We start from the raw sequence: 15,276 nt of genomic DNA, 5'->3' as shown, positions 1-15,276 counted from the left end.
GCCGCGCTTTGCGGCGCAAGGTGCGGCAACGCACCGATTCCTTTGCCAGGCTCGGCATAGTCGGGACATTCGCCAGTACAAGCGGCAAGAGCATCATGGGCAAGATCGTTCTGTTCTTTGGATTGGTTACCGGCGCGGCAATTTTCATGGTTGCCCTGATCGGCGCTCCGGCCGGCAGCGAAGTCGCGGCACATGAAGCCCAGCCAGCGACGGGCTGCCATGTCGAGCAATTCGCGCTCGATGAAGGCTATGGCGTCAGCCGCCAGATCGCGCGCCACGTCTGCCCCGGCACGTAATAGAGCATCTGCGAGCTTCGGTTCGCTAATAAGCTTTTGAACTCCTTTCCACGCCTAGTTTTGCGCGCATTTGGCCTGGTGTACAAATATGCGTCCGCAAAACGGCTATGGAGAACGGAGGAATTATGGCCGAGGCCCGCGAGTTACTTTCGCTGCCCTTGGTAAGCGTCGTTATCGATAATTATAATCTAGGCCGCTACTTGAAAGACGCGGCTGATTCCGTTTTTGCGCAAACCTATCCCAATATCGAATGCATCATTGTCGATGATGCCTCGACGGATGACAGCACTCGTGTGCTGGACGAGATCGCTGCCGCGCGCTCGTCCGTGAAGGTCATTCGGCGGCAGATCAACGGCGACCAAATCGCGGCCTGTCTTGATGGCCTTGCTGCGAGCAGGGGCGACTATATCGTCTTCCTCGATGCCGACGACGTGCTGCTGAAACATTGCATCGCGACGCATGTCTTCGTGCATCTCTCGCTACGTATACCCGTAGGATTTACCTGTAGCGACATGCTGCAAATTGTCAGCGGCAATATCGTCCTCGGCGGCAACAGCGTGATGTCGCGCTATATCCTCGGCGCCAAGCCGCCGAAAGCGCCGGCGCGGACCGCCGCCAATTCCGCGACCGATGGCTTGATGCAATACGTAGATCCGTCCGTACTTGACCGCATCTATAAGGTGGACATGAAATGCCGCGCGTGGCCGTGGACGGCCACGTCCGGCTTTTTCTTTCGACGCGACGCTTTGAATCTGTGGGCGAACGCGCCGGGGCTGGCGGAGCTGCGCCGCTCGACTGACGGCTTCTTTGGCCTTGCCATTAACGCGATCACCGGGAGCGTTCTGATCGACGAATCGCTTGCCGGATTGCGCATTCACGCGACCAACAATTTTACCCGACACCCGCAACTGAACAACATACGCAACTACGACATAGCGACGTCAGAACGGGAGGTGCGATATCGGCACATAATTCTTGAAGAAATAACGCGCGACCCCGGCAGGTTTCGATTCCATCACACGGGCCTGCTGAAAAGATCGCTCTTCGCCGCTGACACGCGGGAGACGAGCGATACCGCGCCCGCTTGGGCGCGAAAGTCGCGCCTGTCGCATCTCTTTGTCACACGATATGCGTCGCTGGCGAGCGTTGTCGGCGAGAGCAAGATCGCATGTTGGATGTTTGAAAAAGGCGTTCCCGCCCGGGTTATGAAAGAGGCGGGAATTCGTTATGCGTTCGCCGACAGGATAAAGGGAACCTTGGCCCGTGCGTGGCGATACACGCGCAGAGACGGAAATTAAATCTCCCGCGCGAGATCGCCCTCGTGCGCAGCCGCCCGCCGGCGGTATTCCGCCAGAAAGGCGCTCCGCGCGTCCGGCATTTTAAGCCCGCGCGGCGCAAAGACGTCGCGCTCCAGAAAATAGCCGGTGAGCCGGAAGCCTTCCACAATGTCATTGGCCTGAGCCGCGCCGTCCTCGCGCAAGAACGCCGGCAATTGCAAAAGCCGCTCATGATAGGGCGCGCCGGACTGCCGCGAAACCGCGCGGCCGCTTTTCGGCGACACGTAGATCAAATCTTCAATCACGCCGCTCGCCGCGCAACGGCTAAGGTCGAGGCCGAAACCGAGTTCCGTGAGGATGGCAAGTTCGAAGCGCACCAGCGCGGCAGGCGCTGCGCGCGCATCGCCGAGATATTCGGCAATGCGCAACGCCGTTTCGTAGAGCGCCGGGTGCGACTCACGCTCGGCAAGGAGCCGCAGCAGCGCGCCGAGGTGACTGAAGCCGTGCAGCGCGAGCGCACTGGCCATCAGATTGGCGGCGCGCGGGCGCGTCACCTCGACGGCATAGAGGCCCAGATGCTCGTCGAGCCGCGCGCGCCAGACGAGTTCGACGCTATTGCCAGGCTGCAAGAGCGGCTGCCAGCGCTTGGATCTGCCGCCGCGCACGAGGCCGAGATGACGCCCGTGCGCGCGCGTCATCGCTTCGAGAATGAGGCTCGTCTCGCCGTGCTTTTTAAGGCCGATAATAAGGCCGTCGTCGTGCCATTCCATGAAGCTACTTCGACTCTGCGGCTCAGCCCGCGTCCACGTCGTGGCGATAGCCGACACCATGCACCGTGCGGATGATGCGCGGCGCCGCCGGATCAATCTCGATCTTCTTGCGCAGCGCCGAGACATATTGATCGAGCGCGCGGCTGTTCGGCATGTAGTCGCGCCCCCAGGCGAGATCGAAGAGTTCATCGCGCGAAACCGCCTGGCCGCGCCGCGCGTAGAGCGTGGCGAGAATCGCAACTTCGCGATTGGTGAGGTCAATCTTCTGGTCGCCGCGAAAGGCCCGCATCGCCTTTTGATCTACGACGATGTCGCCCATATGGATGCGGCTCTCGGCATCGGGCTGAGCCGGCCCTTGCGCCTTGACCCGCCGCAGCGCGGCCTTGATGCGCGCGACCAGCTCGCGCGCGCTGAACGGCTTGGCGATATAGTCGTCGGCACCGATCTCAAGCCCCTTGACGCGATCGCCCTCCTCGCCGCGCGCCGACAGCAGGAGGATCGGCACCGCGGGATCGAGCTTGCGCACCTCGGCCAGAAGGCTGAGCCCATCCATCACCGGCATCATGACATCGAAGACGCAGATCTCCGGCTTCTCCTGGCGGAACAGCGCCAGGGCCTTGGCGCCGTCATCGGCGACGCGGCAGGTGAACCCTTCAAGCGAAAGAAGATCGACAATGCCGTCCCGCAGATGCTGATCGTCCTCGGCGATCAAGATGGACATTTGGCCTCCTCTTTCGCCGCACCTTTGATTTTCATCGCGGCCGTCACGCGCAGGCCAGGATCGGCATTTTCAATTGTTACCCTCCCGCCATTGGCTTCGGCAAGCTCGCGGACGACGACGAGACCGAGACCGAAACCGTCCTTGGCGCTGCCGCCCGGCTGGACCAGAGCCAGCAGCTTGGCTTGTGACGACGGATCGAGACCACGGCCGAAATCGCGCACGCTCAGGGTGAGCGTACCCTCCGCTTCGCCGGTGGCGACGATGATGCGGCCCGGCGCATATTTGTTGGCATTGTCGATGAGGTTGATGAGAATGCGCTCGAAGCTCACACGATCGAAGAGGCCGGGGCGCGGCGCATCATGCACAACCTCCACCGTAGAGCCGCGCGCAGCGATCAGGTTCTCGTAGCGCGCGATCGTCGCATCGACCACCGCATCGGGCACTGCCTCTTCGAGCCGCACCGGCGCCGGCGCGGCGGTACGCCCGTAGACGATGGTGTTGTCGGCGAGCAGAGCGAGGCGCTCGACCTCGGCGCGCATCACCGCGCCATAGCGATTGACGGCAGCCTCGTCGCCGCTGCGGCGCAGGAGCAGATCGGTATAAAGCCGCAGATTGGCAATGGGCGTGCGCAGATCGTGCGAAAGCTTTGCCGTCATTTCGCTGCGGAAAGTGCTTTCCTGAAGCCGCACCTGCTGGTTGCGATACATGTACCAGATGAGCAGCAGCCAGCTGCCGATCAAGGGCACGGTGATGGCGATCAGCGGCAAGAGGCTATGATGCGCCACTGGCGGCGTCGAGGTTTCCATGCGCCAGCCGCGCATCGATCCGGAGAGGTCGGAGATCGTCGACGTGCTGAGGTTGGGCGGCCCGTGGCTCCATAGTGCGCGGCCGAGAGGATCGCGCAATATGAGGAGCCGGTCATTGAGCTTGGCGCTCGCCTTGTCGAGCGCTTCCTCCAGCACCGGATCCAGAGTGATCTCATCGAACATCACGCAGATGTCGCGGCTCTCGGTCACGCGCTGGCATTGCACGAAGGACACCAGGGTCTCGCCGACCGTCCAGATGCCGGCTTTCGCGGCGGCGCCGCCTTCACCTACCATCTGATCGCGCAGGTTGGCGAAGAGACCGCCGAACCGTTGCAAAAGCTCGCTCTCGGATTCGACCGTGCCAGTCGCGACCGGAATCACGTGGCCGTCGCTATCGTGCACGAGCAGGAAGCGCACCTCGTTGACGAAGCTCGCGACGCGCATGTTGCGCAGCATTTGGGGGCCGCCGGCATCCAGCGCGGCAGTGATTTGATTGATGGCCCGGCCGGCTTTGTCGTCGAGCGCCGTGCCGGCAACATCGCCAAGCTCGGCCGCCTGCCGCGCCGCCTGGGCCGCCTCGCGCGTCCGCGTCACGGCATAATCGGCATTGAAGAGATAGAAGGCGAAAATGCCGAAAATGACGAGCGGCAGCGCCAGCAAAAGCGCAAACCATGCGACCGTGCGCCAGATGTCGGGCCGCTGCAGCCGCCCCTGACTGAAGGCGCGCCGGCGGGAAATATCGAGGCTCATGCCCGAATCTCTAGCATTTTCTGTGGTGGCGGCGGGAAGCTTCGCGATCGACCATTTTATGCTGCGCTGCAAAAGGCGAAACCGGATGCCTTACAAAATTCTTACATCGATCTTGCCAATGTCTGACCAAATCCGAAGGCAGAAGACTATTTTCGACGGTGGTAGTTTCGAAGCTGCCTTCGGCGGCTTGAGAAGTAACAGGAGAGAACCATGGCTTGGACAACCCCCACGATTTGCGAAGTCTGCGTCGGCATGGAAGTCACTGCTTACGAGTCGAGCGAGTTCTAATTCGGTTTACCGCTCAGGCGGACCAGCCGCGGCGACCCTCCCTCGCCCTGCGGCGCATGTAAAAAGCCGGCCCAGTAGGCCGGCTTTTTTTATCCCTTCGGAAATTCCAGCCCCATCGCGCGGTAGCGCTCCGGGTCGTCGATCCAGTGCTCGCGGACCTTGACGAAGAGAAAGAGGTGGATCGGCTGCTCGGCCGCCTCGGCAATATCCTTGCGCGCCGCCGTCCCGATCGCCTTGATCGTCCGGCCGCCTTCGCCGAGCACGATTTTCCGGTGCGCCTCGCGCGTGACATAGATCGTCTGCTCGACCCGCGCCGAACCATCCGGCCGCTCCTCCCACGACTGCGTCTCGACCGTCGATTGATAGGGCAATTCATCGTGCAGACGCTCGAAGATTTTCTCGCGGGTGATCTCGGCAGCGAGCGCGCGGACCGGTGCCTCGGAAATCTGATCCTCGGGGTAGAGCCAGGGGCCCGGCGGCATCAGCGCCCCAAGATGCTCCTTCAGCAGCGCCAAGCCATCGCCCGTCGTGGCCGAAACCATAAAGGTCTCGGCAAAAGCGAGCCGCGCGTTCGCTGACGCGGTCAGTTCCAGAAGGTGCGGCCGCGCGACGAGATCGATCTTGTTCAGGATCAGAACCCGCTTCGCCTTGACGTTTTCGAGCGCACGCAGAATTTCCGCGACCTCGTCATCGAGGCCCTTGCGCGCGTCGACGAGCAGAGCCACGACGTCTGCATCGGCAGCCCCGCCCCAGGCCGAAGCGACCATGGCGCGGTCGAGCCGCCGGCGCGGCGCAAAAATACCCGGCGTATCGACGAAAATGATCTGCGCCTCGCCTTGCAGCGCGATCCCGCGCACGAGCGTGCGCGTCGTCTGCACCTTGCGCGAGACGATCGAGATCTTGGCGCCGACGAGTGCGTTGAGCAGTGTCGATTTGCCGGCATTCGGCGCGCCGATCAGTGCGACAAAGCCACAGCGGTGTTGCGCGCCTTCAGCCTCGCTCATTGTCGATCCCTTCACGCGCGAGAAAAGCCTGCGCTGCCGCCTGTTCGGCGGTACGCTTGGAACTGCCCTTGGCGTTCGCCGGCGCGAAACCCGTCACCACAACCGCCACGGTGAATTCCGGCGCGTGGTGCGGCCCTGTGCGGGCGGTCTCGCGATAGGCCGGCGTTTCGAGACCACGGGCTTGCGCCCATTCCTGCAATGCGGTTTTCGGGTCGCGCAGCGGCCGGCGTGGCGCCCGCATCCGCGGTTCGAAGACCGGAACAATGACGGCCTTCGCCGCCGCATAGCCGGCGTCGAGAAACACCGCGCCGATCAAAGATTCGCACACATCGGCGAGGATGGCCTCCTTGGCGCTCGTGCCGGCCTGTCGCTCGCCTTCGCCGAGCCGCACATGCGCCTCGACACCCCATTCGCGGGCGACTTCGGCACAGCTCTCGCGCCGCACGAGGTCCGCCAGCCGGCGCGACAATTCCCCCTCCTCCGCGGCGGCGAAATTCTCATAGAGCATTTCCGCGACGACGAGGCCGAGGACGCGATCGCCGAGGAATTCGAGCCGCTGATAGGTTTCGCTGCGCGCTGGCGCGGCGCTGATATGTGTGAGCGCCGCCTGAGCGAGATCGAGGTTCGAGAACGTATGCCCGATGCTGGCTTCGAGCACCCCGAGATCGCCCGGCTTCGGCGCCATCATCTTACGGGTTTGAACAGCCGGTCCCAACGCACTGTCCAGGGCCACTCCCAGACCGCCCAGACCGGCGCGTCAGGCCGAACGGAGAAGAAAATCATCTCGGCGCGGCCAACAAGATCTTCGGACGGGACATAGCCGACGCCGCCCTGATCCGGCGGGACACGGCTGTCGGTCGAATTATCGCGGTTGTCGCCCATCATGAAATAATTGTCGGGCGGCACCTTGTAGACGCCGGTGTTGTCGTAGAATCCGGTGTCGCCTTCGATCTCGATGATCGTGTGCGAGACGCCGCCAGGCAACGTCTCCTTGTAGGTTGCGACATCGCGCAGATGGCCGAAGAGATCCTCGCTCCGCACCTTGTCAATCGCCTCGCGCGGCACTTCCTGGTCATTGATGTAAAGACGGCCGTCCTTCATCTGGATCGTGTCGCCCGGAAGACCGATCACGCGCTTGATGTAGTCGGTCTGCCCGTCGCGCGGCAGCTTGAAGACGACGACATCGCCGCGCTTCGGCGGCGAGGAGAAGACGCGGCCATGAAACAGCGGCGGGCTGAACGGCAGCGAATGGTTTGAATAGCCATAGGCATATTTGGAGACGAAGAGGAAATCACCGATCAGCAAGGTCGGGATCATCGAGCCCGATGGAATGTTGAAAGGCTGAAACAGCAGCGTACGCACCACCAGCGCGATCAAACCGGCCTGGATGATGACCTTGAAAAACTCGCCGAACGTTCCGCCCTTCTTGCCTTGCTCCATCGCTCCGTAGCCTTTTTGATCCGTCGTCGTCATTGGGCGGTTTCTCTCATCTACGCGCGCTCGCCGATGCCGAACCCGCGAAAGGTTCGGCTCCTTAGCATGCGCCCGGAAGGGGGTGAAGTGTCGGTTTCGTTATGATTACGCGCGGGCACGCCTCATCCTGCGCGCGAGGGCTGGCAGGCAATCAGGGCGGTTCCGTGTTCGCACCCGAGTTTTTCACCGCCTCGATGATTACCTGGGCTTGGGCAAAGGGATATTCATCGGTCAAAGTCAAATGGATAACAGCTTCGTGACCCGCCGGGACCAGAAGCGCCAGCCGTGTCGCTGCGGCACCCGAGAGCATCAGGCTGGGCTTGCCCGAGGGCAGGTTAACGACGCCCATATCGCGCCAGAAGACGCCCCGCGCGAGCCCCGTCCCCAGCGCCTTGGCGCAAGCCTCCTTGGCGGCGAACCGCTTCGCATAGGAGGCAGCCCTGGCTGCGCGCCCATCCGATTTGTCGCGCTCGATCTCGGTGAAGCAGCGCAGCACGAAACGTTCGCCGTGTTTCGTCAAAATCTCCTCGATGCGGCGGATGTCGCAGAGGTCAATGCCGAAACCGAGAATCATAATGCACGCGCCTCGGCGCGGCCGATCGTCATGGCGGCGCGCATCTTGCCAATCGCCGCGGCGAGGCCGATGAAAACCGCCTCGGCGATCAGGAAGTGGCCGATATTCAGCTCGACCACCTGCGGCAAAGCCGAGATTTGCCGCGCCGTATCATAGTCAAGCCCATGCCCGGCGTGGCACTCGATGCCGAGCGCGGCGGCCTTTTCGGCGGCGCGTTTCAGCCGTGCAAATTCGGCCGCGGCCTTTTCGCTGGCGCCATCGGCCACGGCATTGCACCAGGCCCCGGTATGGAGCTCGACCACCGGCGCGCCGATGGAGCGCGCCGCTTCGATCGCCTCCACCTCAGGCTCGACGAACAGAGAGACGACGATCCCGGCACGGCTCAATTCGCTGGTGAAGGGACGCAGATGATTGTGGCCGCCGATAACATCGAGCCCGCCTTCGGTCGTGCGCTCCTCGCGCCGCTCGGGTACCAGGCACGCGGCGTGCGGCTGGATCCCCAGGGCAAAATTGAGCATCTCGACCGTGGCAGCCATCTCGAAATTCAGCGGCTTCGAAATATTGGCCTTGAGCCGCTCAATGTCGTCATCGCGAATATGACGCCGGTCTTCGCGCAGATGCGCGGTGATGCCGTCGGCACCCGCGTCAATCGCGACAAGGGCCGCGTGCAACGGATCCGGCACCGCGCCGCCGCGCGCGTTCCGCAACGTCGCCACGTGATCGATATTGACGCCTAGCCGCAGATGCGAAGCACTCATCCGTTCACCCGTTCGACCTTGCTCACGACCGGCTTGGTACGCAATTCCGTGATGAGGCCATTCAAATGTTTCAGGTCGGGAACTTCAACGTCGATGATGATTTCGCGAAAGTCAGGCGAGATCGCGTTGAAGGAAATCGTGTCGATATTGGCCCCCATGTCACCGAGCGCGGTCGCGATAATGCCGAGGGTCCCTGGCTCGTTGATGGCGGTGACGAGGATGCGCGCCGGAAACAGATTGCGCTTACCGGCGTCGAGGTCCCAGCGCACATCGAGCCAGCGCTCCGGCTGGTCGTCGAAGGCGGTCAGATCCGGCGACTGGATCGGATAGATGGTAATGTGTTCGCCCGGCGTGAGGATCGCGACGATGCGGTCGCCCGGCACCGCGCCGCCGTTCGGCGCGAAGCGAACCGGCAAATCGCCGCGCAAGCCATAGATCGGTATCGGCCCGGTTTTGTTTTCACCGCTCTCGGGAAACTTGAAGACGAGGCTCGATCCCTTCGGCAAGCCGAACCAGCCGGATTCGCTCGGCGGCGGGAGAGGCGGCTGCGGCCCGAGTTTCCGCTCCTCCGAAAAATCCGGATAGACCGCCTTGACCACATCGCCGGAAAAGATCTCGCCGCGCCCGACGGCGGCAAGAACATCATCAATGCTGGCGCGCGCCAGCCGCGGCAGAGCGGCTTTCAACTTGTCTTCGGCGAAGGGCTTGCCGGCGCGCTCGAAGGCCCGCACCACGATCTGCCGCCCGAGCCCCGTATATTGGGCGCGCACGGCATCGCGGGTGGCGCGGCGGATGGCGGCGCGCGCCTTGCCGGTCATCACCAGACTCTCCCAGACCGGCGGCGGCACCTGCCCTTCGGCGCGGATGATTTCGACCTCGTCGCCATTCACCAGCGGCGCGGCGAGCGGCGCGGCGCGGCCGTTGATCTTGGCGCCGACACAGGAATTGCCGATCTTCGTGTGAACCGCGTAAGCGAAATCGATCGGCGTCGCCCCGCGCGGCAGCGCGATGATCTGTCCTTTCGGCGTGAAGCAGAAGACCTGATCGTGAAACAGCTCGAGCTTGGTATGCTCGAGAAATTCCTCCGGCGAATCGCCTTCGGCCAGCATGTCGATCGTGCGCTGCAGCCATTGATAGGCGCGGCTCTCGTGCGCCAGCACCTCGCGGTCGTCAACGCCGCCGTCTTTATAAAGCGCGTGCGCGGCGATGCCGTAGCGGGCGATCTCATGCATGTCGTGCGTGCGCACCTGCAGTTCGACGCGCTGGCGTCCCGGCCCGACGACCGTCGTGTGAATCGAACGGTAATCGTTCTCCTTCGGCGTCGAAATGTAATCCTTGAAGCGGCCCGGAACGGCCGGCCACTTGGTATGGATGACGCCAACAGCGCGATAGCATTCCTCGACCGTGTTCACATAAACGCGGAAGCCGAAAATATCGGACAATTGTTCGAAGGCGACGGATTTGCGTTCCATCTTCCGCCATACGGAATAGGGCTGCTTCTGACGGCCTTCGACGCTCGCCTCGATGCCCTGGGCGGACAAGAGGTCGCTGAGTTCCTGCTCGACCTTGGCGATGATCTTGCCGTTCTTGCGCTTGAGATCGTTGAGCCTCTTACCAATCGAGGCGCTGGCGTCCGGCATCAGATGGCGGAACGCCAGGTCCTCCAGCTCGTTGCGCATGCTCTGCATGCCCATGCGTCCGGCGAGCGGCGCGTAGATATCGAGCGTCTCCTGCGCGATCCGCTCGCGCTTTTCCGGCGGCACGAAATGCAGGGTGCGCATGTTGTGCAGCCTGTCGGCGAGCTTGACGAGCAGGACGCGCACATCGTCGGCGATGGCGAGCAGCAGCTTGCGGAAATTCTCCGCCTGCACGGCGCGCTTGGAAACGAGATCCAGCCGCTTGAGCTTAGTCAGGCCTTCGACCAGCCGGCCGATCTCCGGCCCGAACAGTTTATCGATTTCTTCCTGGGTGGAATCGGTATCTTCTATCGTGTCGTGCAGAACCGCCGCGACGATCGTCGCATCATCAAGCTTAAGCTCGGTGAGAATGGCCGCGACTTCGAGCGGATGCGAAAAATACGGATCGCCGGAGGCCCGTTTCTGGACCCCATGCGCCTTCATCGCGTAGACATAGGCGCGGTCCAGCAGCTCCTCATCAGCGTGCGGATTATAGCGCCGGACGCGATCGACGAGCTCATATTGCCGCATCATGGTTCGGGTCGATCCCATGAAGTCACGCGCGCGGCTACGTCATTCGCGGCGCCGCGCTCCTTGCAAAAGCCGGCTGTAGCGCCTCACGGCCAGCACGGCGATCCTCTCAGGCTTCTCGGGGCGGCAAATGCCTGCCCCGTTGATCTCGCCACCGAGGCGACTTAGTCGCCGTCGTCCTCGGTCTCGGCCGGAGGCACCAGGCCTTCCAGGCCGCGCAGGAGATCCTCTTCCGTCATGCGGTCGAACTGCACATCGCCGGGCGCATCGGATGGGACCTTGTCGACGGCCGGGGTCAGCGCAGGAACAGCTTCCGCTTCCGGCTCATCGACCTCCACATGCTTCTGGAGCGAGTGGATGAAATCCTCTCTGAGGTCCTCGGGCGTGAGCGTCGCATCGGCGATTTCGCGCAATGACACGACCGCATTCTTGTCGTTGTCGCGATCAATCGTGATCGCAGCACCGGAGGCGATCATCCGCGCGCGATGCGCAGCAATCAAAACGAGATCAAATCGATTTTCGACCTTATCAATACAATCTTCAACTGTGACGCGAGCCATAGATCAACTCTCCTTGAATTCCGTTCATAAGGGTTCTGCTTTTTCACAAAAGACGTAAAGTTCATCAACCTGCGGTGCGGGCTGAGTTTTTAGCGCTTCGTTACGCTACTAAGCGGAAGGTTGCTGGCACCGTTTATATTGTAATTCCAATGTAAATATCAATGGGATGGGGTTGACGGGGAGAATCCTTGGAACCACATCTGGAAATTATATGCCTAACGCAGGCTAACCGTACTGAACACTCACAAACTTCCCTGTTGACTGGCGCCCATCTCGACGGTTTGAGACCGCGGCCAGAGCCAGAAGAACCAAAAAGTAAGAGACAACTTAAATGGCAGACCAGGAACGCATTGCGCTATTCATCGACGGCGCAAATCTTTACGCGACCGCTAAATCCCTAGGCTTCGATATCGACTACAAACGACTGTTGAAAGAATTCCAGAGCCGCGGGAAGCTCGTCCGCGCCTTCTATTATACGGCGCTGGTCGAGGATCAAGAATATTCCTCCATCCGGCCGTTGATTGATTGGCTCGATTACAACGGCTATTCCGTCGTCACGAAGCCGACGAAGGAATTCGTCGATTCGCTCGGCCGCCGCAAGGTGAAAGGCAATATGGACATCGAGCTCGCGGTCGATGCCATGGAGATGGCCGAACATCTCGACCACATCGTGCTCTTTTCCGGCGACGGCGATTTCCGTTCGCTGGTCGAGGCCGTGCAACGCAAGGGTGTCCGTGTTTCTGTGGTTTCGACCAATGCGACGCAGCCTGCCATGGTCGCCGACGAATTGCGCCGCCAGGCCGACGAATTCGTCGATCTCGTCAGTCTCTCCTCAAAGATCGGGCGTGACCCCAACGAGCGTCAGGAACGTACGCAGAAATTCCATCCAGAGCGCCGGCCGGCTAATGCTGTTTCCGCGGGCTATGAAGAGGATGTGCTCGACGATTGAGCCGGGGCGGATGTGAGTGGCGCGGGGCCAGAAATCCACCGTGCAGCGGGACCAGTCGCGCCGGAGCGCGATTGTCCGCTTTGTCCGCGGCTCGCAGCTTTCCGCGAAGGGAACCGGGCTGAACATCCAGATTGGTTCAACGCCCCGGTTCCTACTTTTGGCGCGCTTGATGTGCGGCTTCTGATCGTCGGACTCGCGCCCGGCTTGCGCGGGGCCAACCGCACCGGCCGCCCCTTCACCGGGGATTATGCCGGCGATCTGCTCTACGCGACCTTGCTGAGCCTTGGCTTCGCCCAGGGCACCTATGGGCAGAGCCGCGACGACGGGCTCAAGCTCGTCGATTGCGCCATATCCAATGCGGTGCGCTGCGTGCCGCCGCAGAACAAACCGCTGCCGGAGGAAATCACCCGTTGCCGCAGCTTTCTCGCGGCGACGATCGCCGCCATGCCCAATCTCGTCGCGATCCTGGCGCTCGGCCGCATCGCGCATGATTCGGTCGTGCGCACGCTCGGCGGCAAGCTCTCGGCCCACCCATTCGCGCACGGCCGGCACCATCGGCTCATCACCGGCGCGCATAGCCTCAGCCTCTTCGACAGCTATCATTGCTCGCGCTACAACACGAACACCGGCGTATTGACGACTGAGATGTTCACCGCGCTCTTTGGCGAGGTCCGCGCCTATCTCGATGCGGCGGCGCCCGTCCCGGCCTAACGCCAGATCCGCGACCTACTGATCCTTGGAATAGGACATGAATTCCAAAAGCGAGCCGTCGGGGTCGCGAAAATAGACGCTGTTTGCCTCGCCTTTGACGCCGCGCGTCGCAATCGGGCCAAGCTCGATCGCAACGCCCTGCTCCCGCAAATGCGCGATCGCTTCCGCCAACGGCCCCGGCCATTCGAAGCAGAGATCGCTGCTGCCGGGCGCTACCGGCACCCGTGCCACCGCCTTGGGCGTGATACCCGGACCGTGGCAGTTCAAAAGGAAATCCCCGAACTTGTAGGAAAAGCCGCCCTGCCGCGGCACGACCTCGGCGCCGAGAACGTCGCGATAAAACCGGTTCGAGCGTTCCCAGTCGGAAACGTGGATGACGCAATGATCGATCTTGAGAGCAAGCATTCGAACTCCGTACGACAAACCACCGTCATTGCGAGCAAAGCGAAGCAATCCAGGGCAAAAGCTGGATTGCTTCGTCGCTGACGCTTCTCGCAATGACGCCCGCTTTAATTTCGCTCACGCAGAAGGCGGCTCTTCTCGCGATTCCAGTCGCGCTGCTTCTCCGTCTCGCGCTTGTCATGCAGTTTCTTGCCGCGTCCCAGCGCGAGTTCGATCTTGGCGCGGCCGCGAGCGTTAAAGTAGATCTTTAACGGCACAAGGGTCATGCCTTCGCGTTCAAGCCCTTTCGCAACACGGATGATTTCGCGTGAGTTCAGAAGCAGTTTGCGCTGCCGCTTCGGTGCGTGGTTGAAGCGATTGGCCTGCAGATATTCGGGGATCGTCGCGTTGACGAGATAGAGTTCGCCCGCCTTGTCGAGGCTCGCATAGCTCTCGCCGATGGTGGCCTTGCCGGTGCGCAGCGATTTGACCTCCGTCCCGGTCAAGATCATGCCGGCCTCGAAGGTCTCGCCGATCTCATAATCGAACCGGGCGCGGCGGTTGTCCGCCACGACCTTGAAATTGGTCTCTTTCTTCTCAGCCAATGAGGGCGCCCGTCATTTCGGCAGCAGGCCGGCGTGCTGCATCGCCGCCCGCACCGCTATCTGCGCCGGCGGCGTTGCCGGCAGCATCGGCAGGCGCAACTCGTCGGCGATCTTGCCGAACAGCGAGAGCGCATATTTCGGCCCCGCAGGGTTGGGATCGACAAACAAAGCCGCATGCAGCGGCGTCAGCCGGTCCTGGATCGCCAAAGCGGCTTTGAAGTCGCCGCTGAGGCCGGCTTCCTGAAAATCGGCACATAGCCGCGGCGCGACATTCGAGGTGACCGAAATACAGCCATCGCCGCCATGCGCCAGAACGGCGAGCGCCGTTATGTCCTCACCCGAGAGCTGGATGAAATCCGGCCCCAGAGCATCGCGCTGCAACGCGGTGCGCGCCAGATTGCCCGTCGCATCCTTGACGCCCGCGACATTCTTCAACTCGAACAGGCGCTTCATCGTGTCGATCGAAATATCGACCACCGAGCGCGGCGGGATATTGTAGAGAATGATCGGAATGCCGATCGCGTCGTTGATCGCCTTGAAGTGGCGGTAAAGCCCCTCCTGCGATGGCTTGTTGTAATAAGGCGAGACGACGAGGACGCCATCCGCACCGGTCTTCTCAGCGTGGCGGGCGAGATCAATCGCCTCTTCCGTATTATTGGAGCCCGCGCCGGCGAGGATCGGCACCCGGCCGCGCGCCTCCGCGACGCAGACCTCGACCACGCGCTTGTGCTCCTCATGAGAGAGCGTCGGGCTTTCGCCCGTCGTACCGACCGGCGAAAGGCCATGCGTGCCGCTGGTGATCTGCCAATCGACCAGGGCGCGATACGCCCCCTCGTCGAATTGCCCCGCGGCGAACGGCGTCACCAATGCCGTGATCGAGCCCTTGAAAGCGGCCTTCTTGGCCATTTTGGCCATTCCTTCTGTATTGACTGCCTTAGTTTTGCACCTGTCTCTACCGACAATTGCGTAGTCAAGTCCATGTGCGTGTTGCCGCCGCTGCGCGCAAGGGCCGGAACGGCCTTTGGAGAAAGTTGGCAAGTTATTGATTTGAAATGCGCTGAGACTTCCGGGTCGGGGGGCGCATCGATTTTCCGCCAAGGCGGAAAGGTTGACGTTTGTTAACGAATCGACCGGCAGAATGGAAGA

Annotated in this window: 18 protein-coding genes and 1 pseudogene; 6 read left to right on the top strand and 13 right to left on the bottom strand. The window is 62.0% G+C overall.

Going from position 1 to position 15,276, the window contains the following annotated elements; translation table 11 throughout:
* The first annotated feature begins 95 nt into the window (after positions 1–95).
* From CWB41_RS10210 to CWB41_RS10205, 3 genes and pseudogenes are all read left to right on the top strand, one after another.
* Positions 96–296 (top strand): hypothetical protein, encoded by a 201-nt coding sequence (locus CWB41_RS10210; RefSeq protein ID WP_129396461.1) that lies wholly within the window; start codon positions 96–98, stop codon positions 294–296.
* A 107-nt stretch (positions 297–403) separates the two neighbouring features.
* Positions 404–697: pseudogene (locus CWB41_RS16570) on the top strand (glycosyltransferase family 2 protein); the annotation flags it as partial.
* Positions 698–763: 66 nt separating this feature from the next.
* Positions 764–1,594 (top strand): hypothetical protein, encoded by an 831-nt coding sequence (locus tag CWB41_RS10205; protein WP_245441026.1) that lies wholly within the window; start codon positions 764–766, stop codon positions 1,592–1,594.
* Here the strand turns inward: CWB41_RS10205 and recO are convergent.
* From recO to CWB41_RS10190, 3 genes are read right to left on the bottom strand one after another with little or no spacing between them, the layout of a single operon-like run.
* Positions 1,591–2,343 (bottom strand): DNA repair protein RecO, encoded by a 753-nt coding sequence (recO, locus tag CWB41_RS10200; protein ID WP_115836819.1) that lies wholly within the window; start codon positions 2,341–2,343, stop codon positions 1,591–1,593. The genes CWB41_RS10205 and recO overlap by 4 nt on opposite strands.
* A 22-nt stretch (positions 2,344–2,365) precedes the next feature.
* Entirely contained in the window at positions 2,366–3,064 is a 699-nt protein-coding gene (locus CWB41_RS10195; RefSeq protein WP_115836820.1) for a response regulator transcription factor, read from the bottom strand.
* Entirely contained in the window at positions 3,052–4,620 is a 1,569-nt protein-coding gene (locus CWB41_RS10190) for a sensor histidine kinase (protein ID WP_115836821.1), read from the bottom strand. Before CWB41_RS10190 ends, CWB41_RS10195 begins: the two co-directional genes overlap by 13 nt.
* A gap of 210 nt (positions 4,621–4,830) precedes the next feature.
* Here CWB41_RS10190 and pqqA point away from each other — a divergent pair, with 210 nt between their 5' ends.
* Positions 4,831–4,908, top strand: a complete 78-nt coding sequence (gene pqqA, locus CWB41_RS16565) for a pyrroloquinoline quinone precursor peptide PqqA (RefSeq protein ID WP_115837109.1) — start codon at positions 4,831–4,833, stop codon at positions 4,906–4,908.
* A gap of 89 nt (positions 4,909–4,997) precedes the next feature.
* On the opposite strand, the gene era is transcribed toward pqqA, so the two are convergent.
* From era to rpoZ, 7 genes are all read right to left on the bottom strand, one after another.
* A complete protein-coding gene (gene era / locus CWB41_RS10180; protein WP_115836822.1) occupies positions 4,998–5,912 on the bottom strand; it encodes a GTPase Era in 915 nt (304 codons plus the stop codon).
* Entirely contained in the window at positions 5,899–6,600 is a 702-nt protein-coding gene (gene rnc / locus CWB41_RS10175; protein ID WP_425373458.1) for a ribonuclease III, read from the bottom strand. The genes era and rnc overlap by 14 nt, the downstream gene beginning before the upstream one ends.
* The gene (gene lepB / locus CWB41_RS10170; RefSeq protein WP_181902968.1) at positions 6,597–7,385 is read right to left on the bottom strand and encodes a signal peptidase I; all 789 of its coding nucleotides are present in this window, start codon (positions 7,383–7,385) and stop codon (positions 6,597–6,599) included. Before lepB ends, rnc begins: the two co-directional genes overlap by 4 nt.
* A gap of 151 nt (positions 7,386–7,536) precedes the next feature.
* Positions 7,537–7,959 carry a holo-ACP synthase gene (gene acpS / locus CWB41_RS10165; protein ID WP_115836824.1) on the bottom strand — a complete coding sequence of 141 codons (423 nt, stop codon included), beginning with the start codon at positions 7,957–7,959 and terminating at the stop codon, positions 7,537–7,539.
* Positions 7,956–8,717, bottom strand: a complete 762-nt coding sequence (locus CWB41_RS10160; protein ID WP_115836825.1) for a pyridoxine 5'-phosphate synthase — start codon at positions 8,715–8,717, stop codon at positions 7,956–7,958. Before CWB41_RS10160 ends, acpS begins: the two co-directional genes overlap by 4 nt.
* Positions 8,714–10,927 carry a RelA/SpoT family protein gene (locus tag CWB41_RS10155; RefSeq protein ID WP_115836826.1) on the bottom strand — a complete coding sequence of 738 codons (2,214 nt, stop codon included), beginning with the start codon at positions 10,925–10,927 and terminating at the stop codon, positions 8,714–8,716. The genes CWB41_RS10160 and CWB41_RS10155 overlap by 4 nt, the downstream gene beginning before the upstream one ends.
* A 161-nt stretch (positions 10,928–11,088) precedes the next feature.
* A complete protein-coding gene (gene rpoZ / locus CWB41_RS10150) occupies positions 11,089–11,484 on the bottom strand; it encodes a DNA-directed RNA polymerase subunit omega (protein WP_115836827.1) in 396 nt (131 codons plus the stop codon).
* Positions 11,485–11,815: 331 nt separating this feature from the next.
* Here rpoZ and CWB41_RS10145 point away from each other — a divergent pair, with 331 nt between their 5' ends.
* Both CWB41_RS10145 and CWB41_RS10140 read left to right on the top strand, forming a co-directional pair.
* Positions 11,816–12,433 carry a LabA-like NYN domain-containing protein gene (locus tag CWB41_RS10145; protein ID WP_115836828.1) on the top strand — a complete coding sequence of 206 codons (618 nt, stop codon included), beginning with the start codon at positions 11,816–11,818 and terminating at the stop codon, positions 12,431–12,433.
* A 12-nt stretch (positions 12,434–12,445) separates the two neighbouring features.
* Entirely contained in the window at positions 12,446–13,144 is a 699-nt protein-coding gene (locus CWB41_RS10140; RefSeq protein ID WP_115836829.1) for a uracil-DNA glycosylase, read from the top strand.
* Positions 13,145–13,159: 15 nt separating this feature from the next.
* Here the strand turns inward: CWB41_RS10140 and CWB41_RS10135 are convergent, their stop codons facing one another.
* The 3 genes from CWB41_RS10135 to dapA form a co-directional block, all read right to left on the bottom strand.
* On the bottom strand, positions 13,160–13,549 hold the full coding sequence (locus tag CWB41_RS10135; RefSeq protein WP_115836830.1) for a VOC family protein: 390 nt from the start codon (positions 13,547–13,549) through the stop codon (positions 13,160–13,162).
* A 104-nt stretch (positions 13,550–13,653) separates the two neighbouring features.
* A complete protein-coding gene (gene smpB, locus CWB41_RS10130) occupies positions 13,654–14,130 on the bottom strand; it encodes an SsrA-binding protein SmpB (protein ID WP_115836831.1) in 477 nt (158 codons plus the stop codon).
* Between the two features lie 12 nt (positions 14,131–14,142).
* The gene (gene dapA, locus CWB41_RS10125; RefSeq protein ID WP_115836832.1) at positions 14,143–15,036 is read right to left on the bottom strand and encodes a 4-hydroxy-tetrahydrodipicolinate synthase; all 894 of its coding nucleotides are present in this window, start codon (positions 15,034–15,036) and stop codon (positions 14,143–14,145) included.
* Between the last annotated feature and the right edge of the window lie 240 nt (positions 15,037–15,276).

The organism is Methylovirgula ligni (assembly GCF_004135935.1).
In the GTDB taxonomy this organism is placed as follows: domain Bacteria; phylum Pseudomonadota; class Alphaproteobacteria; order Rhizobiales; family Beijerinckiaceae; genus Methylovirgula; species Methylovirgula ligni.
Note: the sequence above shows the minus strand (reverse complement) of the source record. Positions and strands in the feature narration are given on the sequence as shown.